Annotated in this window: 20 protein-coding genes; 10 read left to right on the forward strand and 10 right to left on the reverse strand. The window is 69.8% G+C overall.

The genetic code is table 11. From position 1 onward, the window contains the following. Nucleotides 1-146 precede the first annotated feature (146 nt). Complete coding sequence (locus tag ACFQS2_RS06795) at nt 147-1,043, reverse strand: hemolysin III family protein (RefSeq protein WP_377019911.1); 897 nt, start codon at nt 1,041-1,043, stop codon at nt 147-149. A 227-nt stretch (nt 1,044-1,270) separates the two neighbouring features. Here ACFQS2_RS06795 and uppS point away from each other — a divergent pair, with 227 nt between their 5' ends. Continuing rightward, complete coding sequence (gene uppS / locus ACFQS2_RS06800; RefSeq protein ID WP_377793119.1) at nt 1,271-2,029, forward strand: polyprenyl diphosphate synthase; 759 nt, start codon at nt 1,271-1,273, stop codon at nt 2,027-2,029. A gap of 172 nt (nt 2,030-2,201) precedes the next feature. After that, on the forward strand, nt 2,202-3,662 hold the full coding sequence (locus ACFQS2_RS06805; RefSeq protein WP_377019909.1) for a PhoH family protein: 1,461 nt from the start codon (nt 2,202-2,204) through the stop codon (nt 3,660-3,662). A gap of 356 nt (nt 3,663-4,018) precedes the next feature. Here the strand turns inward: ACFQS2_RS06805 and ACFQS2_RS06810 are convergent, their stop codons facing one another. Continuing rightward, nucleotides 4,019-4,432 carry a hypothetical protein gene (locus ACFQS2_RS06810; protein ID WP_377019907.1) on the reverse strand — a complete coding sequence of 138 codons (414 nt, stop codon included), beginning with the start codon at nt 4,430-4,432 and terminating at the stop codon, nt 4,019-4,021. Between the two features lie 87 nt (nt 4,433-4,519). Here ACFQS2_RS06810 and ACFQS2_RS06815 point away from each other — a divergent pair, with 87 nt between their 5' ends. Then, nucleotides 4,520-5,002, forward strand: coding sequence for a hypothetical protein (locus tag ACFQS2_RS06815; protein WP_377793120.1), 483 nt, complete (start codon nt 4,520-4,522; stop codon nt 5,000-5,002). 346 nt (nt 5,003-5,348) lie between these two features. On the opposite strand, the gene ACFQS2_RS06820 is transcribed toward ACFQS2_RS06815, so the two are convergent. Together ACFQS2_RS06820 and ACFQS2_RS06825 are read right to left on the reverse strand one after the other, a co-directional pair. Beyond that, nucleotides 5,349-6,764 (reverse strand): class II fumarate hydratase, encoded by a 1,416-nt coding sequence (locus ACFQS2_RS06820; RefSeq protein ID WP_377793121.1) that lies wholly within the window; start codon nt 6,762-6,764, stop codon nt 5,349-5,351. A gap of 126 nt (nt 6,765-6,890) precedes the next feature. Next, nucleotides 6,891-7,802, reverse strand: a complete 912-nt coding sequence (locus ACFQS2_RS06825; RefSeq protein WP_377019477.1) for a carbohydrate kinase — start codon at nt 7,800-7,802, stop codon at nt 6,891-6,893. 131 nt (nt 7,803-7,933) lie between these two features. On the opposite strand from ACFQS2_RS06825, the gene ACFQS2_RS06830 reads away from it, so the two are divergent. Continuing rightward, complete coding sequence (locus ACFQS2_RS06830; RefSeq protein ID WP_377019476.1) at nt 7,934-8,581, forward strand: DUF4245 family protein; 648 nt, start codon at nt 7,934-7,936, stop codon at nt 8,579-8,581. A 92-nt stretch (nt 8,582-8,673) separates the two neighbouring features. On the opposite strand, the gene ACFQS2_RS06835 is transcribed toward ACFQS2_RS06830, so the two are convergent. Further along, complete coding sequence (locus tag ACFQS2_RS06835) at nt 8,674-8,997, reverse strand: exodeoxyribonuclease VII small subunit (protein ID WP_377019475.1); 324 nt, start codon at nt 8,995-8,997, stop codon at nt 8,674-8,676. Nucleotides 8,998-9,041: 44 nt separating this feature from the next. After that, nucleotides 9,042-10,343, reverse strand: a complete 1,302-nt coding sequence (gene xseA, locus ACFQS2_RS06840) for an exodeoxyribonuclease VII large subunit (RefSeq protein ID WP_377793122.1) — start codon at nt 10,341-10,343, stop codon at nt 9,042-9,044. A gap of 246 nt (nt 10,344-10,589) precedes the next feature. Between xseA and ACFQS2_RS06845 the strand changes: the two genes are divergently transcribed. Then, complete coding sequence (locus ACFQS2_RS06845) at nt 10,590-11,594, forward strand: 4-hydroxy-3-methylbut-2-enyl diphosphate reductase (protein WP_377019473.1); 1,005 nt, start codon at nt 10,590-10,592, stop codon at nt 11,592-11,594. Between the two features lie 128 nt (nt 11,595-11,722). On the opposite strand, the gene ACFQS2_RS06850 is transcribed toward ACFQS2_RS06845, so the two are convergent. Both ACFQS2_RS06850 and ACFQS2_RS06855 read right to left on the reverse strand, forming a co-directional pair. After that, entirely contained in the window at nt 11,723-12,937 is a 1,215-nt protein-coding gene (locus ACFQS2_RS06850; RefSeq protein WP_377793123.1) for a DNA recombination protein RmuC, read from the reverse strand. A 64-nt stretch (nt 12,938-13,001) separates the two neighbouring features. Then, complete coding sequence (locus ACFQS2_RS06855; protein WP_377019471.1) at nt 13,002-13,475, reverse strand: hypothetical protein; 474 nt, start codon at nt 13,473-13,475, stop codon at nt 13,002-13,004. 220 nt (nt 13,476-13,695) lie between these two features. On the opposite strand from ACFQS2_RS06855, the gene ACFQS2_RS06860 reads away from it, so the two are divergent. The 4 genes from ACFQS2_RS06860 to ACFQS2_RS06875 all read left to right on the forward strand — a co-directional run bounded on the left by ACFQS2_RS06860 (nt 13,696) and on the right by ACFQS2_RS06875 (nt 16,407). Continuing rightward, entirely contained in the window at nt 13,696-14,346 is a 651-nt protein-coding gene (locus ACFQS2_RS06860; protein WP_377019469.1) for an NAD(P)-dependent oxidoreductase, read from the forward strand. Nucleotides 14,347-14,523: 177 nt separating this feature from the next. Continuing rightward, on the forward strand, nt 14,524-15,609 hold the full coding sequence (gene ychF, locus ACFQS2_RS06865; protein WP_377019467.1) for a redox-regulated ATPase YchF: 1,086 nt from the start codon (nt 14,524-14,526) through the stop codon (nt 15,607-15,609). A 142-nt stretch (nt 15,610-15,751) separates the two neighbouring features. Further along, complete coding sequence (locus tag ACFQS2_RS06870; protein WP_377019464.1) at nt 15,752-15,985, forward strand: toxin-antitoxin system; 234 nt, start codon at nt 15,752-15,754, stop codon at nt 15,983-15,985. Then, the gene (locus ACFQS2_RS06875; RefSeq protein ID WP_377019463.1) at nt 15,982-16,407 is read left to right on the forward strand and encodes a type II toxin-antitoxin system VapC family toxin; all 426 of its coding nucleotides are present in this window, start codon (nt 15,982-15,984) and stop codon (nt 16,405-16,407) included. The genes ACFQS2_RS06870 and ACFQS2_RS06875 overlap by 4 nt, the downstream gene beginning before the upstream one ends. A gap of 387 nt (nt 16,408-16,794) precedes the next feature. Here ACFQS2_RS06875 and ACFQS2_RS06880 read toward each other — a convergent pair whose 3' ends face one another. Further along, nucleotides 16,795-17,304: a hypothetical protein gene (locus tag ACFQS2_RS06880; RefSeq protein ID WP_377019462.1), complete on the reverse strand. Its 510-nt coding sequence runs from the start codon at nt 17,302-17,304 to the stop codon at nt 16,795-16,797. 124 nt (nt 17,305-17,428) lie between these two features. Here ACFQS2_RS06880 and ACFQS2_RS06885 point away from each other — a divergent pair, with 124 nt between their 5' ends. Further along, the gene (locus tag ACFQS2_RS06885) at nt 17,429-17,683 is read left to right on the forward strand and encodes a hypothetical protein (RefSeq protein ID WP_377019461.1); all 255 of its coding nucleotides are present in this window, start codon (nt 17,429-17,431) and stop codon (nt 17,681-17,683) included. 166 nt (nt 17,684-17,849) lie between these two features. Here ACFQS2_RS06885 and ACFQS2_RS06890 read toward each other — a convergent pair whose 3' ends face one another. Further along, complete coding sequence (locus ACFQS2_RS06890; protein WP_377019460.1) at nt 17,850-18,191, reverse strand: YciI family protein; 342 nt, start codon at nt 18,189-18,191, stop codon at nt 17,850-17,852. Nucleotides 18,192-18,297: the final 106 nt, after the last annotated feature.

The following is an 18,297-nucleotide window of genomic DNA, read 5'->3' on the forward strand; positions in this document are numbered from 1 at the left end:
GTGCCCTCACGGGCGGCGCGGAGCTGGCACCTGACGCGAAGCCTGCACAGGGCCCGCCGCCCGCACGCGACGCGAGGCCCGCCCGCGTGCCGTCGGCGAGCGCCGGGGGAATGCGGCTCTCCTGAGCGGCGGGGTCCGCCGCGTGATCAGGCGATGGAGACGGCGACCGCGGCGAAGTGGCAGCCGAAGCCCGCCAGGGTGCCCGCGTGGAAGATCTCGTGGAAGCCGAACCAGGCCGGTGAGGGATTCGGTCGTTTCAGGCCGTAGACCACTGCGCCCGAGGTGTAGGCCAGACCGCCGGCGACCAGCAGCACCACCACGGCCCAGCCGCCACCGGCGTAGAGCTGCGGCATGTAGAAGATCGCGATCCAGCCCAGCGCGACGTACGCCGGCACGTACAGCCAGCGCGGGGCACCGGTCCAGAACAGGCGGAAGCAGACGCCCACCGCCGCGCCGCCCCAGGCGATGGCCAGCAGGGTCAGCGCCTGGCGCGGCTGCAGCAGGGCAACGGCGATCGGCGTGTAGGTCCCGGCGATGATCAGGAAGATGTTCGCGTGGTCGAACCGCCGCAGCATGATGGCGCGCTCCGAGGACCAGCTGCCGCGATGGTAGGTGGCGCTGACCCCGAACAGCATGCCGGCCGTCAGCACGAACACGGCGCACGAGAGCCGGATCGCCGTCGTCTCGCCGAGAGCGACCAGCAGCAGACCGGCCACCAGGGAGGCCGGGAACGCGATCAGGTGCAGCATCCCGCGCAGGCGCGGCTTGGGCAGCTGCACGCCGAGCCGCGTGGCACGCGCAGCCATGGACCGGGTCAGGCTCCGGGGCGCGAAGGTGTGCTCCGCGGCGGTGGGGATGTCGGCATCGTCCCCGGTGTCCGCCGGGCCCTGGTCCCCGGCGGTCTCGGAGACCGCCTCGACGGCTTCCTGCGCGGCGCGGTCCTCGCGCCGCCGAGCGCGCGCCTCGGCCCGGGGTGGCTGCCCGGCGGGCGGAACATCGTTCGAGGGCTGCGAGGAATGCTCGCGGCGAAGGCCGTTGGTCATGACGGAGAGCCTAACCTACGGGTGCGTAACTTAGTGCTGCGGCACCCTGTGTCGATCCGGTGATGATCCCTGTGGATTGCAGGGACCGCGTGTGGATGTCACCGATAATGGCAGGGGGCCGCGAGCCCGGTCGATCCCCTCCGGGCGCGCGATCGGGTACGCCATGCGGTGCGGCCATGCCATTCTGGCGGGGGACCTCGCGCGGATCGACGGAAAGGGAGGCTGCTGTGGACGACGACGGCCTTCTCTACCGCGTCTACGAGAGGCGGCTGACCAAGGAGCTGGAGGCCTACCAGCTGCCCCAGCACCTCGGCGTCATCGTCGACGGCAACCGGCGTTGGGCGAAGGCGGCCGGTGAGACCACCGAGCATGGTCATCGCGTCGGGGCCGCCAAGATCGTCGAGTTCCTCTCCTGGTGCGAGGATCTGCGCATCCCGCTGGTCACGGTGTGGATGCTCTCGACGGACAACATGCGCCGGCCGCCCGAGGAACTGGTGGCCCTCTACGAGATCATCGCCTCCACGGTCGAGGAGATCGTGGAGGCCGGCTACTGCGTCAGGCTGACCGGCAACGCCGAGGCGCTGCCCGAGGACGTCCGTGCCGGCATCGCCCGCACCCAGGAGCGCGCAGCCCCGGATTCGCCGCTGACGGTGAACGTCGCCATCGGCTACGGAGGCCGCGAGGAGATCGTCGATGCCGTGCGCGAGCTGGTCCTCGACCTCGGCGGGCAGGGGAAGACCCCCGAGCAGATCGCCGCGGAGGTCAGCGTCGGCTCGATCGCCGATCACCTCTACACGCGAGGCCAGCCGGACCCGGATCTGATCATCCGCACCTCCGGCGAGCAGCGGCTGTCGGGCTTCCTGCTGTGGCAGTCGGTCCACTCGGAGTACTGGTTCTGCGAGACCTACTGGCCGGGGTTCCGGCGCGTGGACCTGCTGCGCGCCCTGCGCGATTTCTGCCGACGCGAGCGGCGCTACGGCGCGTGATGATCAATCCCGTCGATGCCGCCGTGGCGGTGGCAGACTGGCCGTACCGGAGCTCGTCAGAACTCCGGATGACGATCGGGTGAACGTCGAGCCCGCCGACGGCGGGACTCGCCCGGCGCCGGGTGCCGGCGCGGTTAGTGTCCTGGCATCCGCGAGATTTCGGGAGGCTCCTATGGATGAGACCACCATCGCCCGTGAGACGGCGCCGGCCGACGGAGGCCTGGCACCGGATGGCTCGAGTTCCGGGCGGGAAGTGATCGAGTCCCCGAACCGGGACGGCTCGCCCGTCGTGCCCTCCCTGCAGCCCGGCGTCGCTCAGCAGGTCCTGGCCGACATCGAGACCGGCGTGATCACCTACGTGCTGGACACCTCGGTGCTGCTGTCCGACCCGCTGTCCCTGCACCGCTTCGCCGAGCACGACATCGTGCTGCCGATCGTCGTGGTCACGGAGCTGGAGTCCAAGCGGCACCACCCCGACCTCGGGTACTTCGCCCGGCAGGCGCTGCGCCTGCTCGACGACCTGCGCGAGCTGCACGGCAACCTCGCCCAGCCGCTGCCGATCGGCAAGGCCGGCGGCCATGTGCACGTCGAGCTGAACCACATGAACTCGGCGTCGCTTCCCGACGGATTCCGCCTGGGCGACAACGACACCCGCATCCTCGCGGTGGCGAAGAACCTGCAGCTGGAGGGCAAGCACGTCGTGCTGGTCTCCAAGGACCTGCCGATGCGCATCAAGGCCTCGGCCTCCGGGATCCACGCCGAGGAGTACCGGGCCGAGCTCGCCCGCGACCGCGGCTACACCGGCATGGTCTCGGCCGGCGTCGACGAGCAGACCATGAGCGATCTCTATGCCGGCAAGACCGTGGAGATCCCCGAGGTGGCTCACCAGCCGGTTCACACCGGGCTGACGATCACCAGCCCGCGGGGCTCGGCCCTGGGCCGCATCACCCGGGACAAGAAGGCGCGACTGGTCCAGGGCGACCAGACGGTCTTCGGCGTCGGTGGCCGCTCCGCCGAGCAGCGGGTGGCGATCGACCTGCTCCAGGACGAGTCCGTCGGCATCGTCTCGCTCGGTGGCCGTGCCGGCACCGGCAAGAGTGCGCTGGCACTGTGCGCGGGGCTGGAAGCGGTGCTTGAGCGCCGCACCCAGCGCAAGATCATGGTGTTCCGTCCGCTGTTCGCGGTGGGCGGGCAGGAGCTCGGCTATCTGCCCGGTGACCAGTCCGAGAAGATGGGGCCGTGGGGACAGGCCGTCTTCGACACCCTCGGATCGATGGTCTCCCAGAACGTCATCGACGAGGTGCTCTCCCGCGGCATGCTCGAGGTCATGCCGCTGACCCACATCCGCGGCCGCTCCCTGCACGATGCCTTCGTGATCGTGGACGAGGCCCAGTCGCTCGAGCGCAACGTGCTGCTGACGATGCTCTCGCGCATCGGGCAGAACTCCCGCGTGGTCCTCACTCACGACATCGCCCAGCGCGACAACCTCCGCATCGGCCGGTACGACGGGATCGCCTCGGTCGTCGAGGCGCTCAAGGAGAAGGAGCTGTTCGGGCACATCACCCTCCAGCGCTCCGAGCGCTCGAAGGTCGCCGAGCTGGTCACGCACGTCCTCGACGAACCGGTGCTCTGACGCCGGCCGGGCGCACCTGGCTGGGCCCGGGTGCGCCTGGCCGGGCCGGAGTGCGCCTGGCCGGGCCGGAGTGCGCCTGGCCGGGCCGGAGTGCGCTCGCCCGCGGCCGGGGTGCGCGGGAGATCGTGCTACAGGGTCCGGCTGGGCTGAGCCACGATTGGAGCCAGCATGTGCACAGCTAGGCCCATATAGCGCCTAGCTGTGCACATGCTGGCTCCAATCTGACCCGGCCCATCCCGTGCAGGCCCGCGCAGAGCGGGGACGGTCCGCGACCGCCCGGCCCATCCCGTGCGGGCCCGCGCAGAGCAGAGCCGAGGCCACCCCGCACGGTTCTGCTCGCAGGCTCGTCGGGACGGTCATCCACAATCGGGCGACAGTGCTTGTCCGAGTGCGACGGGTGACGTCTTCTTGGGGGCATGCAGATCAGGGGCGTCCGGCACCGAGACCAGCTCCGTGGCGAGGACGGGGTCGGCACGGAGGATGTCGCGCGGTGGCGTCGTCGCGGAGCGCTGCGCAGCGTCCAACCGCGGTACGTCACCCCAGAGGCCCCGGAGTCCCTGGTCGTTCTCCTCGAGCACGGTCTGCGCCCCACCTGCATCGATGCCGCAGCATTCCATGGCCTCTGGACGCCGCTCCACACCGGCGTGCACGTATACCGACCGCGGGCCGATCGACGTGCCGAGCTGCTCGAACCGATCCGGCTCTCCCCGGTCCGGCGAGAGGAGGGCCAGGTGATCCGGCGGGGAGCGCCGGAGCCGCTGATCCTCCACGGGCGAGGGATGTCCGCCTGGCCGGACGATGATCCTGTGCCGTCGATCGAGCTGGTGCTGGAGCATGCCGCACGATGTCTGCCCACCGTGAAGGCGGCGATCCTGTTCGAGTCCGCTGTGCATCAGAGAAAGCTCACGCTTGCCGCAGCGCAGGCTCTCGTGGCGAGATTGCCGACCCGCCCACGGCGCCCTCTCTCGCGCATCCGCGGTGACGCCGAGTCCGGGACGGAGACAGCAGTGCGCTGCTGGCTGGAGGAGCGACGCATCGAGGTGCGGCCCCAGGTGCGCTTCGTCGACGGCGCCGGTGACGAGCGGCGGATGGATCTGCTGGTCGGTCACAGCTGGGTGATCGAATGCGACAGCCGGAACTTTCACGATGATCCCGCCAGCTACCAGGCGGACCGTCATCGAGATCTGTTCCTTCGTGCGAAGGGCTACACCGTCACGAGGCTGACATGGGAACAGGTCTTCCTCGAGTGGAAGGCGACGGAGGTGATGCTCTGTGCGGTGCTGGGGCGCGGCGATCACCGTCTCCCGGTCGCCGACCGCATTGAACGGTGGGCAGGTTGAGCCATGCGCCGAGCCGGGGCGCGCCTGGCTGGGCCGAGGGTGCGCCAGCTGGGTCCGGGGCGGGCCTGGCTGGGCCGGGGGTGCGCCAGCTGGGTCCGGGGCGGGCCTGGCTGGGCCGGGGGTGCGCCAGCTGGGTCCGGGGCGGGCATGGCTGGGGTGGGTGAGCGGCGATCGGAGCCAGCATGTGCACAGCTAGGCGCTATATGGACCTAGCTGTGCACATGCTGGCTCCATGTCGGCGCCGGTTAGGATGAGCCCGTGCAGTCCTACGTCGGGCGGCGCCGACGCCGCCGTGTGCGGTTCCTGGCGCAGGCTCGGGCGGGTGGCCCGGGCTGAGGCCGCCGCGTCAGGCCTGCGGCGCCGTCATCGAGAGCACGTCGAGGGCCGCGTCGAGCTGCTCATCGGTGAGCTCGCCGCGCTCGACGAAGCCCAGCGCGATCGTGGCCTCGCGCACGGAGACCCGCTCCGCCACGGCGTGCTTGGCGATCTTCGCGGCGCTCTCGTAGCCGATCAGCTTGTTCAGCGGCGTCACGATGGAGGGGGAGGCCTCGGCGTAGAACCGGGCCTTCTCCTCGTTGGCGACGAGCCCGTCGACGGTCTTGTCCGCCAGCACCCGCGAGGCGTTGGAGAGCAGACGGATCGACTCCAGCAGGCTGGTGCCCATCAGCGGGATCTGGACGTTCAGCTCGAAAGAGCCCTGGGCGCCACCCCAGGCGATGGCTGCATCGTTGCCGACGATGCGGGCGCAGACCATCAGCACGGCTTCGGGGATCACCGGGTTGACCTTCCCCGGCATGATCGAGGAGCCGGGCTGGAGGTCCGGCAGTGCGATCTCGCCGAGCCCGGTGTTGGGGCCCGAACCCATCCAGCGCAGATCGTTGCAGATCTTGGTCAGCGAGACGGCGATGGTGCGCAGCGCACCGGACATCTCCACCAGGCCGTCGCGGGCCGACTGCGCCTCGAAGTGGTTGCGGGCCTCGGTCAGCGGGAGCCCGGTCTGCTCGGCGAGGTTGGCGATGACCTTCTGCGGGAATCCCGCAGGGGTGTTGATCCCGGTGCCCACGGCGGTGCCGCCCTGTGGGACCTCGGCGGTGCGGGGCAGGGCGGCCTCGACGCGCTCGATGCCGTAGCGGATCGCGGCCGCATACCCCCCGAACTCCTGGCCGAGGGTGACCGGGGTGGCGTCCATCAGGTGGGTGCGGCCGGACTTCACGACCGCCTTCCAGGCCTCGGCCTTGGTCTCCAGCGACTCGGCGAGGTGGTCCAGCGCCGGCAGCAGCTGCTTGGCGACGCCTTCGGTGACGGCCACGTGCACGGAGGTGGGGAAGACGTCGTTGGAGGACTGCGAGGCGTTGACGTGATCGTTGGGGTGGACCTCGGGGCCGCCGTCGCTGGCCAGGGTCGCGAGCACCTCGTTCATGTTCATGTTCGAGCTGGTGCCGGAGCCGGTCTGGTAGGTGTCCACGGGGAACTGGCCGTCGTGATCGCCGGCGATGACCTCATCCGCGGCGGCCACGATCGCATCGGCGATATCCCCCGCCAGGACTCCCAGGTCCTTGTTCGCGCGCGCCGCCGCCTTCTTCACCTGGGCGAGGGCGTGGATGTGCGCGTTCTCCAGCCCCTGCCCGGAGATCGGGAAGTTCTGGACGGCGCGCTGGGTCTGCGCACGGTACAGGGCCGAGGCGGGCACCCGGACCTCACCCATGGTGTCGTGCTCGATGCGGTAGTCGTCCTGGTCACTGGCCGGCGTGGTCTGGGACATGGAGAGGCCTCCCTCAGTCTGTTCGTACGATCGAGCTGTCGGACGATCGAATCGGGTCGTGCGGTTGCTATGGGGCCGACGGGGAATTGCGGTCCCCGGCGATGGGTGTCCGAGCGCGGGCGGAGCTCAGCTCAGCTCATGGCTCCACGGCGGATCCGCGCCGGGCCGCGAGACGGTGATGGCGGCGAGCCTTGAGGCGCGCCGCAGCACGGCGGCGACGTCGTCGGAGGGCAGCCACGCCAGTCCTTCGCGGCGATCGGCGCCCAGCAGCGACTTGTCGGCGAGCGCATCGAGGATGCCGGCGGCGAAGGTGTCCCCGGCGCCGACGGTGTCGACCGCCTCGGTGACCACGGGGGAGACCTGCACGCGACCGCCGTCGGTGAATCCGACTGCGCTCTCGCCGCCGCGGGTCATGACGGTCAGCCCTGGGCCCAGATCGCGCCAGGAGGCGACCACGTCCTCGACGTCCTCGGTGTCGTACAGCCAGGTCACGTCCTCGTCGGAGGCTTTGACGATGTCGCTGAGAGCGATGTTCGCCTCGACTCTCTCGCGCACCGCCACCGGATCGCCCATGAGGGTCGGCCGGGCGTTGGGGTCGTAGCTGATGGTCGAGCGCTCGCGGGCGCGGCGCAGGACATCCGTGACGGTCGCGGCACCGGGATCCAGCACGGCGGCGATCGAGGAGGTGTGCACGGCGCCGACGTTCTCGGGCAGCCCGGCCGGGTCGGGGTCCCACGCCAGATCGAAGGTGTAGGTGGCGGACCCGTTCGCATCCAGCACGGCCTCAGCAGTCGAGGTGGGCCCCTCGAGCGAGCTCGCCGGGGTCAGCTCGACCCGGGACTCGGCGAGATGGGCGCGGATGGCGTCGCCTCGAGCATCGTTGCCGATGTGGGTGAGCAGATGGGTGGTGTGGCCGAGGCGGCTCAGCGCGACGGCCACGTTCATGGGGGAACCGCCGGGATGCTCACGACGGGCGCCGTCGGCGCCGACAACGATGTCAGTGAGTGCTTCTCCGACGATGAGGAATCTCGCGGTCACCGCTCGATCATCGCAGGTTTCCGGGGCCAGGGCGAACCCGATGGGCCGCCGCCGTGGCGGAGAGCGTGCGGGAGAGCGGTACGGGCGCGCGAGGCGTCGGCCGTGGAGGCGCGGTGCGGGACAATGGGGCCATGCACGTGCCCCCCGATGAGACGACCGACGCTCAGCCTGCCGCGCCGGAGAACCAGGACCCGCCTGCGCAGCCGAAATCGGCGTATCAACTGCCCACGAAGCAGAACACGGTTCTGCGCAACATGGTGTGGGCTCTCAGCTTGACGGTCGCCGTGGTGGTCATTGTCGGGATCGCGTTCTTCGGCGTGGGCAGCGATCTCGATCGCGAACCGCTGGAGAACTCCGAGGTCGACGTCGCCTCGAGCGCCCAGCGTGCGCAGGCCGAGGCCGGCTTCCCGGTCGCTGCGCCGGCGCTCGGCCAGGGATGGACCGAACGCTCGGCGCGGTTCACCGGTGGCGAGAACGCGCGCTGGCAGGTGCAGTACTCCTCGCCGGAGGGAGCCCTGATGACGTTGACCGAGGAAGCCGAGGTCAGCGCGCCCATGCTCTCCTCCGCGCTTCCCGGTGCCGTGGTCGAGGAGGAGCTCAGCATCGGCGGGGCCGGCTGTCAGGTCCTCCGCGGTGGCGAGGGGGACGCCACTGAGCGGGGCATCGCCTGCCAGGGAGAGGACTTCGGAATCCTGGTGCATGGAGATGCCGACCCTGCCGAGCTGCGAACCCTCACCGAAGCCGCACTTGCCGACATGGAGCAGGGCACGGCTGCCTGACGCCGGGCCGGGGACGAAGCTCGTGGAGGGCGCCGCCATTCGACGACCTCCCCGCGTCCACGCTCACGCTGGCCGAGGCCGGAATGCCGGGCTCAGTCGTCCTTCCGCCGCGCGCTGACGGCCTCATCGAGGCGCTCGCGTGCCCCGTCGAGCCACTGCTGACAGCGTCGGGCGAGCATCTCGCCGCGCTCCCACAGCCCGATGGAGTCCTCGAGGCCGCCCTGACCGGATTCGAGGCGGCGCACGACCTCGACCAGCTGGTCGCGGGCGGCCTCGTAGGACAGCTCGGCGATGTCGGCCGGAAGCTGCTGGTCCTCCTTGGGAGTGACCTCGGGGACGGTCTCCGCGGCCTGGTGATCGTCCGTGCTCGCGGCGTCGGACGGGCCGGTGGGAGTCTCGGCAGGGGACTGGTTCATGGGCTTCCTTCACGGTCGGAGGGCACGGGATCAGGACGGCAGGGTCAGGGCGCCGGCGGCGTGTACGGGTCGTTCTCGGTGCGCTGGGCGCCGAAGCGTCCGCCGGCGACACGCACCGACACAGGCTCCCCGACGGCGACTGCTTCCGGGGAGCGCACGATGCTGCCATCGGCCGTCTGCGCCACCGCGTAGCCGCGCTCGAGAGTGGCCAGCGGACTGAGGGAGCGCACCTGCCGGCCGAGGTGGTCGATCTGGTCGGCGGCGCGGTCCAGTCGCGATCCCACCAGGGTGCGGGCCAGGGCGATCCGGGAACGGATCTCGTCGGCGCGCCCGGCCAGGATGGTCGAGGGATTCTCCAGCACGGGGCGCGAGCGCATCGCATCCAGCGCGGACTGCTCCCGCTCCAACCGGGCACGGATCGCGGAGCGCAGCCGGGTGCGTCCCAGGTTCAGCTGCTCCAGCTCCGCCTGGATGTCGGGGACCACGCGCTTGGCGGCATCGGTGGGAGTGGAGGCGCGCACGTCGGCCGCGAGATCGATCAGGGGCGTATCGACCTCGTGGCCGATCGCGGAGACGATCGGGGTGCTCGCGGTGGCGACCAGCCGGGTCAGCTGTTCGTCGGAGAAGGGCAGCAGGTCCTCGAGGGAGCCGCCCCCGCGCGAGAGGATGATGACGTCGACGTCCTCGCGCTCGTCGAGCTCGCGCAGCGCCGCGGAGACCTCCCGCACGGCCTTGGTGCCCTGCACCGCCACTTCCCGGATCTCGAACTGCACTGCCGGCCAGCGGCGCCGTGCATTGACCACCACGTCACGCTCGGCGGCGGACTCGCGGCCGCAGATCAGGCCCACCACGCGCGGCAGGAAGGGCAGTGACTGCTTGCGGGACGCGTCGAACAGGCCTTCTGCGGCCAGGACCCGCTTGAGCTGCTCGAGCCGGGCGAGCAGTTCTCCGAGCCCGACCGGCCGCATGTCGTCGGCCTCGAGCTGCAGGCTGCCGCGCTTGGTCCAGAACGTCGGCTTGGCATGGACGACGACGCGGGCACCGGCGACCGGCTCCATCGGCAGGGCACGCAGCACGTGTTCGCGGATCGGCACCGAGAAGGACATGTCCACGTCGATATCGCGCAGGGTCATGAAGCTCAGACCCGAGCCAGGACGCCGATTGAGCTGGACGATCTCGCCCTCGACCCACAGGGGGGACATCCGGGCGACGTACTCGCTCACCTTGACCGACAGCTGCCGCAGCGGCCAGGGGTTCTCCGCCGTGGTCAGCGCCGCGGTGGGAGCCAGGGCCGGCCGCGGCGCCGCGGCACCGCTCGCGCCGGGTTCGGAGGAGGTCTCGCTCATGGGCACCACTGTGGCACGAGGGTGGGACAGCGTGGGCCCCGCCGCCGGGCTCGGGGGATGCAGATGCCCTGGGGAGGAACGTTCCGGGGCGCACACGAGCGACGACCCTGCCGCAGCGGGATCGCGCCCCGAGGGGCGCCGCCCCGGACGCTCAGAGGTGACGTCCCGGGACCGGGTCTGTGCAGGGTTGGTGAGTCTTGCCCCACGTCCCTGCCGTGATCGGCTCCGCGCTCCTACGATGGGGGCGTGAGCAACGGAACCGTCCTTCTTGCCGAGCCGCGCGGCTACTGCGCCGGAGTCGACCGGGCTGTGGTCGCCGTCGAACGGGCCCTCGAGCACTACGACGAGACCGTCTACGTGCGCCACGAGATCGTCCACAACAAGTTCGTCGTGGATCGGCTGAAGGAGAAGGGCGCCGTCTTCGTCGAGGAGGTCGACGAGATCCCCGAGGGGTCGCTCGTGATCTTCTCCGCCCACGGGATCTCCCCGAAGGTTCGCGAGATGGCCGAGGAGCGCAATCTGCGCACCATCGACGCGACCTGCCCGCTGGTGACCAAGGTCCACAAGGAAGCGGTGCGCTTCGCCCGCGAGGACTACGACATCCTGCTGGTGGGCCACGACGGCCACGAGGAGGTCGAGGGCACGGCGGGGGAGGCCCCGGAGCACGTCCAGGTCGTCAATTCGCCCGACGACGTCGGCGACGTGACGGTGCGCGACCCCGAGAAGGTCGTGTGGCTCTCGCAGACCACCCTCAGCGTGGACGAGACCATGGAGACCGTGAACAGGCTCCGCGAGCGCTTCCCGGCGCTGCAGGCCCCGCCCAGCGACGACATCTGCTACGCCACCCAGAACCGGCAGGTCGCGGTCAAGAACCTCGCGCCCCAGGCCGATCTGGTCCTGGTCGTCGGCTCCCCGAACTCCTCGAACTCGGTGCGTCTGATGGAGGTGGCGCTGGAGGCCGGCGCCAAGGCCTCCCATCGCATCGACTCGGTCGCCGAGCTGCGCGACGAGTGGTTCGAGGGGATCGAGACCGTGGGCGTGACCTCCGGTGCCTCCGTGCCCGAGATCCTGGTCCAGCAGCTGCTCGGCGAGCTCGCCGAGCGCGGTTTCGGAGATGTCGAGCCCGTGCGGACCGCGACGGAGGACCTCATGTTCTCCCTGCCCCGTGAGCTGCGCCAGTCGATGAAGGCCAGCGGTGAGACCGACCGCCGCCAGCGTCCCTCGGGTCGCCACGCCACGGCCGAATCCTGATCATCATCGAGTCCTGAGCGCCGAGCCGCGGGGCACCTGCCCTCCAAGCTGACGCAGCCGCGAAAAACGTTCCCGCGGGAACGTCTCGACGGAGTGCAGCGTTCCCGCGGGAACGCGCGATACATGGATCAGCCGGCGCGATCCTCGCGATCGGGGGACTGGGCGCGGGCCTCTGCCGGGCGCGCGAGATCTGCGATATCGGCGTCATCGAGCGTGCGGGCTCGCCGCGTGAGCTGATCGACCTCGTCGATCTCCGTACCACTGAGCCCCAGGTCCTCGAACCGGCGCGCCGTGACCATGACCCGTGACTGCAGCGAGCCCACCGCCTCGTTGAACGCCGCGACCGATGAGTCCAGTGACCGGCCCACCTTGCCCAGATGGCCGACGAACGTGCCGAGCCGGTGGTGCAGTTCGCGCCCGGCCTCGAGCACTGTGCGCGCATCCCGATTGAGGGCATCGGTGCGCCACGTGTGCGCGACGGTGCGCAGCAGCGCCACCAGAGTCGCCGGCGAGGCGACGACGACGTCCTTGGCGAAAGCGTGCTCGAGCAGATCCGGGTCCGTCTCCAGGGCCGCCGCGAGCACACCGTCGCTGGGTACGAACAGCACCGTGAACTCCGGAGTGTCCCCGAGCGCCTTCCAATAGGCCTTGCCCGAGATGACCCCGACGTGGTGACGCAGCGCCTTGGCGTGCGCCCGGCGGCGTGCCGCGGCGCGATCCGGGTCGGTCTCGCCGGTCGCATCGAGGTAGGCGTCCATCGGTGCCTTGGCGTCGACCACCACGTGCCTGTCGCCGGCCAGATGCACGACCAGATCCGGCCGCTGCCCCTTGTCCCCGTCGGCCCTCGTGCCGGCGAGCTGCTCACTGAAGTCGACGTGCTCGAGCATGCCGGCGGCCTCGACGATCCGTCGCAGCTGCACCTCGCCCCAGCGGCCTCGCGCCGTGGGTGCCCGCAGCGCCGCGGTGAGGGCGCTGGTTCCGGTCTCCAGCGACTGCGCGCGCTGTGCGAGCTGGTCGAGATGGGAGCGCAGCGCCCCCTCGGCCTCCATGCGCGCCGCCTCGGACCGTGCCAGGGAGCGCTCCAGGTGCGAGAGCGTGGCGGTGATGGGGGCGAGGGTGCGCTGCAGCTCCGCCTCGCGCTCCTCCTCCGCCGCGTCGCGACGGGCCACGTCGCGCTCGAAGCGTTCGTCGGCCAGGCGCAGCAGCTGACCGGAGGCCTCGGCCTCGGCGCGCTGCTGCTCACCGGCGACGCGGGCGCGCTCGCGCAGCAGCAGCCAGGTGGCGAGGGCTCCGAACGCCGCGCCCAGCAGGAATCCCAGCAGGAGCATCTGTGTACCGCTCATGGGCCCAGCACACCACGGGGGTGCGACGGACGAGCGCCGCCACGCGCCGTCAGCTCACGAGGACTCAGACGGGGCGAGACTCCCTGACCGTCTCGGAGCCGTCGAGCAGCCAGTCACCGCTGTCCTTGATCAGGAGGAAGTCGTAGACGGCCTCATAGCTGCCGGTGGAGTCGGTCATCACCTCGGTGATGCGGACCTCAGCGCGGTCGCCGTCGATCGTGGTCTCGCCGATCTCTGTCTCGAAGGTCAGATCTTCCTCCTGGATGCGCTCCGACCAGCTGGAGCATGTGTAGTCCTCGCCCCGGAAGTCCTCGGTGGAGACCGCTTCGAAGGTTTCGCAGTCCCGAGCGTCCCAGGCATCCAGGTATTGCTGGACGACGTCCTCCGGCGTCTCGCGCAGCGCGAAGAACCACACGCCGCCGACCACTGCGACGAGCGCGGTCACCAGCGCGAGAAGAGCGCAGCACCCGCCGATGATCCACGGCAGCTTGCTGCGGGATGCGGGCCGTCCAGGTCCGGGGGAGGGGTAGGTCGCCATGTCCTCACGGTAATCGCGCAACAGGGCTCCGCAGGCCGAATCGGGGGCAGGCGGCGAGAACGACCTCGCTCGGTCGGGGCCACGCTGCACGTCGACGGGAGCGTGCATTGACGTCTCGTTCTCACCGCGAGTAGTTTCTCCAATGTTCAATCAGTTGCGAGGTCTGACGGTGGCAATCCGCCGGCCGACGGACGCCCTGCGGGCGCGGGAAGGAATGGTCATGTCGCGAATCGTCATCCTGGGAGGCACCGGTTACGCCGGAGGGCACCTCGCCGCAGAGGCCGCCGAGCGCGGGCACGACGTGCTCGCCGTCAGCCGCACCGCACCGTCCGATCCCCTCGAGGGCGTCGAGTACCGCACCGGGGACGTACGCGAGGAGTCCTTCATCGCGAGCATCCTGGAGGACGCTGACGTCGTCGTCTCCGCTCTCTCACCGCGTGGGGATATGGCCGAGCCCGGCACGCTGCGCGGCATCGAGAAGACCGTCGCCCGCCTCGCGCAGGAGAAGGGCGTCCGCTTCGGCGTCATCGGCGGGGCCGGCTCCCTGCTGGTCGCCGAGGGGGGTCCGAAGTTCGTGGACTCGCCCGACTTCCCGCTCGAGGTCAAGGACGAGCCGCGCGAGCTCGACAGCGTGCTCGAAGACCTCAAGGCGGCCGACGAGGATCTGGACTGGTTCTTCATCAGCCCGCCTGCCGAGTTCGGCTCTTTCGCGCCGGGCGAGGCCACACGCAGCTACCGCCTCGGCGGCGAGGTGCTGATGAGGGACGAGGACGGGCGCTCCTTCATCTCGGGCCAGGATCTCGCGCTGGCGATCGTCGACGAGATCGAGAAGCCTGCGCACCGCCGGGGACACTTCACCGTCGCCTACTGAGCGGGGATCGTGGCGCTGCCCGGCCGGGAGTGCTGGGACGCTGCCGGGAACCATGCGACCCGGTGCACGCCAGAGCTCCCGGCCGTGACCGCGCCGAGCGCGGCTGCCTGATCTGAGAGCAGTGGCTCACCGCTGGGAACCGTGACGATGCTGCGGTGGCACGTAGAATCTCCTCCCGTGGCTCTCACTATCGGAATCGTCGGACTGCCCAACGTCGGCAAGTCCACCCTGTTCAACGCCCTGACCCGCGCCGAGGTCCTCGCCGCGAACTACCCGTTCGCGACCATCGACCCCAACGTCGGCATGGTCCCGCTGCCGGACCCTCGGCTCGGCCGTCTCGCCGAGATGTACGACAGCGAGAAGGTGGTCCCCGCGACCGTCTCCTTCGTGGATATCGCCGGCATCGTCAAGGGCGCCAGCGAAGGGGAGGGCCTGGGCAACAAGTTCCTGGCCAACATCCGCGAGGCCGAGGCCATCTGCCAGGTCACCCGCGCCTTCTCCGATCCCGACGTGACCCGCGTGCCCGGAAGCGTCGACGCCTCCGGTGACATGGAGATCATCACCACCGAGCTGATCCTCGCCGACCTCCAGACGATTGAGAACTCGCTGCAGCGCCTGGAGAAGGACACCAAGCGCGGCGTGATCGAGCCGACCGTGCTGGAGAACGTCACCAAGGCCAAGGCACTGCTGGAGACCGGCAAGACCCTCTACCAGGGCGCCGACGCCGCCGGCATCGACGTCGCCGAGCTGCGCGAGCTGCAGCTGATGACCGCCAAGCCCTTCATCTACGTCTTCAACACCGACGAGGACGGGCTGGCAGACACCGAGATGCAGGAGCGGCTGCGCGCGCTCGTGGCCCCCGCCGAGGCGATCTTCCTCGACGCCAAGTTCGAGGCCGAGCTGATCGAGCTCGACGCCGAGGAAGCCGCCGAGATGCTCGAATCCACCGGCCAGGAGGAATCCGGTCTGGACCAGCTCGCACGCGTCGGCTTCGACACCCTGGGCCTGCAGACCTACCTCACCGCCGGCCCCAAGGAAGCGCGCGCCTGGACGATCCCCAAGGGCGCGACCGCCCCGCAGGCCGCCGGCGTCATCCACACCGACTTCGAGCGCGGCTTCATCAAGGCCGAGATCGTCTCGTTCGACCAGCTCATGGAGGCCGGCTCGATGAGCGAGGCCAAGGCCAAGGGCTGGGTGCGCATGGAGGGCAAGGACTACGTCATGCGTGACGGGGACGTGGTGGAGTTCCGCTTCAACGTGTGACTAGTGCCCGTCGACGGACACAGCGCTGGTCGTTTCGGCACGAGGCGGCTGGGGCGGTATCCGTATCAGGCGCGTGCCACAGTGCCTGGTGCGCTCACTGCGGTGGCGCTATCATGCCTGATATCAGAGGAGGTGATCGCTGATGCCATCCATCATCGTTCGTGGGCTCGACGACGCAGTGAAGCAGCGGCTCGCCACGCAGGCGAAGGAGCACGGTCGTTCCATGGAGGCGGAGGTTCGCGACATCCTGACGAAGGCGGCTCGACGGCCGCACATCGGGATGGCGCTGCTGTCAGCTGCGCAGGACGTTGGCGGAGTCGAAGACCTGCAGGTCCCCGCGCGTGACGACGCAGCGCGGGCGGTGGACTTCGAGTGATTGTTCTCGACACGAACGTCATCTCAGAGATCTTCCGGCCGTCGCCGGAGGCGCATGTGGTGGATTGGCTCGCGTCGTTGACGGGTGATGTCGCGATCACGTCCGTCACGCTCGCGGAGCTGTTGGCGGGTGTCCGGCGACTCCCCGACGGTCGACGCAAAGATGAGTTGACGAGGCGCGTCGAAGCCGCTCTCGAGCCGTATCGAGGGAGTCGCTCGGTGCTGCCGTTCGACGACCCGGCGGCCGACCGCTATGCCGAAGTGCTCGTGGCTCGGGAGAGCGTGGGGGCACCTATCAGCACGGCCAACGCGCAGATCGCCGCGATCTGCCTCGCGCAAGGAGCGATCTGTGCGACGCGCAATGTGAAGGACTTCGCGTACACCGGCGTCGAGCTGGTCGACCCGTGGGTCGTGAAGGGGTGACGCCGGATGGTGTGGCGTATCTCCGCCCGCTTCGATACGACGATGCGACTCCCGTTTATGTCGCGTTCGCCTCGAACACCGATATGCAGCGTCAAGGGGATGATCTCAGGGCTTCCCGGCGTCGGGAAGAGCGTGGCTGAGATCCTCGCGGCGCGTACGGGTTCGGTGCACCTGTCCGTCGATGTGGTCGAAGAGTCTGTCCTCGCCGGTGGCCTTGCGCGGGGCTGGCGCGTCGGAGTCGCCGCGTACGAGGCGGTCGGCACGATGGCGTCGATGCGGTCAACGACAGCGAGGAGGCGCGGCTGAATCGCCCTGGCTTCCGTTCCGCTCTCTACACGGGGGTCGTCGAGGGCTCCGGGGTTCAACGTCGTCGGCCCACCGGTTATCTCAACGCGGTATGCCCTGCGAAGGAGTCGAGGGCCTCGGTCCTCTGGGAATGAGAGCGAGGAGCCCTGCGGCCGCGTGGCAGGCGATTGCGAACCACAGGAGGGCGACCCATCTGGTGGGGCGCATGACCGTCATGCCGCCGATCTCGCGGTCGTTGACCTCGTCCCAACCTGACCAGGTCATGAAGCTCTCCTGCGCACCCAGCCACGCGGCGGCGAGGACGAGAACGAGTACCGCGAGTGCCGCCGGCACGGCCCCGGCGGCCCGGTCCGCGACGCCTCGGCCGGGGCGGACCCACGTGACCGCGCCCGCGGCCACGGTGAGAACGATGCTCGCGTACACGAGGAACGACACTGGATGCGCCGGGTCGGAGAGGACTCCGTAGGGGTGCCAGTCTGGGGTGTTGCCGCCGCCGTCGCCCTCGACCGACACGAGCGGCATGCCCGACGCGACGACGATCGCCAGGAAGGCGAGCGACAGGAGCACTGTGCGCAGAATCCCGATCCTCATGCCAACCATTCTCCGCCCTGGCCAGCGTATGACCCCTGCACACGCCTGACCCGAGGCCTGCGCACGACGGTGCGGTCGCTGCCACGGCACGAGACCGCTGTACCGGCAGTGGAATGATGTGAGCATGGCTGAACCGAAGAAGCAGTCTGAGTTCGTCGATGGATACCTCATCAAGTATCACGCGGACGGAGCGTCGCGCTGGTCGAGGGGGAAGGTCGACGGCGATGTACCGGTCGGGTACTGGGAGTGGTACCGGAAGGACGGGACGCTCAAGCGTTCAGGGCATTTCGACGCCGGCGAGCCCGTCGGCGAATGGATCACCTATGACCAGAAGGGTGAACCGTACAAGGTCACGGATCGTGGACCCGGACAGTCCTGAATGTGCCCGTGTGCACGTGCATCCGGGATCGCGGCAGATCGGAGAGCTCCCAGATGTCGCAGTGGAGCCTGGCCGGAGAGCGCCCGGCAACGGTCTGCGCGGGCGATCGGCGGCGCGGGTTCAGATCTGCACATCGAGGACGCGCCTGGACGACGCGCCTCACGAGTCAGAAGATCCGGCGAACCTCCTGCGGCCAGCCGCATGCCTCGGCCAGCTTGCCCGCCCACAGCTTTGCCGCAGTGTCGTCGGCCACGTCCACGATGGTCAGTCCGCCCAGGCGCGCATCCTGCGCGGGGTATGGGCCGTCGGTGATCACGAGGGTCCCGCCCGTGTCGTCCGCGCTGAAGGCGTTGTCGAGGTTCTCGTCGACGCCGCCCGCGACCACGTAGACGCCAGCGCGCTTCATCTCCTCGACGACGTCATGGGCCCGCCGGCCGCGCTCGGCTATCGACTCGGGGCTGTGCTCGCCCACCCACTGCTGGTTGAAGTAGATGATGTACTGCGTCATGTCGGCTCCTCGAGGGCGTGCCGGAGGGCGTCCGCCGGGCCTACCCTCGTCGGTGCCGGCAGAGTCTCCAGCGGTCATAGTCGGACGTGCACGTTCGTGTTCTGCG

Origin of the sequence: Brachybacterium sp. GCM10030267, assembly GCF_042666875.1 — a bacterium.
Lineage (GTDB): Bacteria > Actinomycetota > Actinomycetes > Actinomycetales > Dermabacteraceae > Brachybacterium.

What these genes read in the sequence shown, in the direction of transcription:
- ACFQS2_RS06795 (WP_377019911.1), bottom strand. Translation starts at nt 1,043, where the DNA reads ATGACCAACGGCCTTCGCCGCGAGCATTCCTCGCAGCCCTCGAACGAT.
- ACFQS2_RS06805 (WP_377019909.1), top strand. Translation starts at nt 2,202, where the DNA reads ATGGATGAGACCACCATCGCCCGTGAGACGGCGCCGGCCGACGGAGGC.
- ACFQS2_RS06820 (WP_377793121.1), bottom strand. Translation starts at nt 6,764, where the DNA reads ATGTCCCAGACCACGCCGGCCAGTGACCAGGACGACTACCGCATCGAG.
- ACFQS2_RS06830 (WP_377019476.1), top strand. Translation starts at nt 7,934, where the DNA reads ATGCACGTGCCCCCCGATGAGACGACCGACGCTCAGCCTGCCGCGCCG.
- ACFQS2_RS06835 (WP_377019475.1), bottom strand. Translation starts at nt 8,997, where the DNA reads ATGAACCAGTCCCCTGCCGAGACTCCCACCGGCCCGTCCGACGCCGCG.
- xseA (WP_377793122.1), bottom strand. Translation starts at nt 10,343, where the DNA reads ATGAGCGAGACCTCCTCCGAACCCGGCGCGAGCGGTGCCGCGGCGCCG.
- ACFQS2_RS06850 (WP_377793123.1), bottom strand. Translation starts at nt 12,937, where the DNA reads ATGAGCGGTACACAGATGCTCCTGCTGGGATTCCTGCTGGGCGCGGCG.
- ACFQS2_RS06855 (WP_377019471.1), bottom strand. Translation starts at nt 13,475, where the DNA reads ATGGCGACCTACCCCTCCCCCGGACCTGGACGGCCCGCATCCCGCAGC.
- ACFQS2_RS06860 (WP_377019469.1), top strand. Translation starts at nt 13,696, where the DNA reads ATGTCGCGAATCGTCATCCTGGGAGGCACCGGTTACGCCGGAGGGCAC.
- ACFQS2_RS06870 (WP_377019464.1), top strand. Translation starts at nt 15,752, where the DNA reads ATGCCATCCATCATCGTTCGTGGGCTCGACGACGCAGTGAAGCAGCGG.
- ACFQS2_RS06880 (WP_377019462.1), bottom strand. Translation starts at nt 17,304, where the DNA reads ATGAGGATCGGGATTCTGCGCACAGTGCTCCTGTCGCTCGCCTTCCTG.
- ACFQS2_RS06885 (WP_377019461.1), top strand. Translation starts at nt 17,429, where the DNA reads ATGGCTGAACCGAAGAAGCAGTCTGAGTTCGTCGATGGATACCTCATC.
- ACFQS2_RS06890 (WP_377019460.1), bottom strand. Translation starts at nt 18,191, where the DNA reads ATGACGCAGTACATCATCTACTTCAACCAGCAGTGGGTGGGCGAGCAC.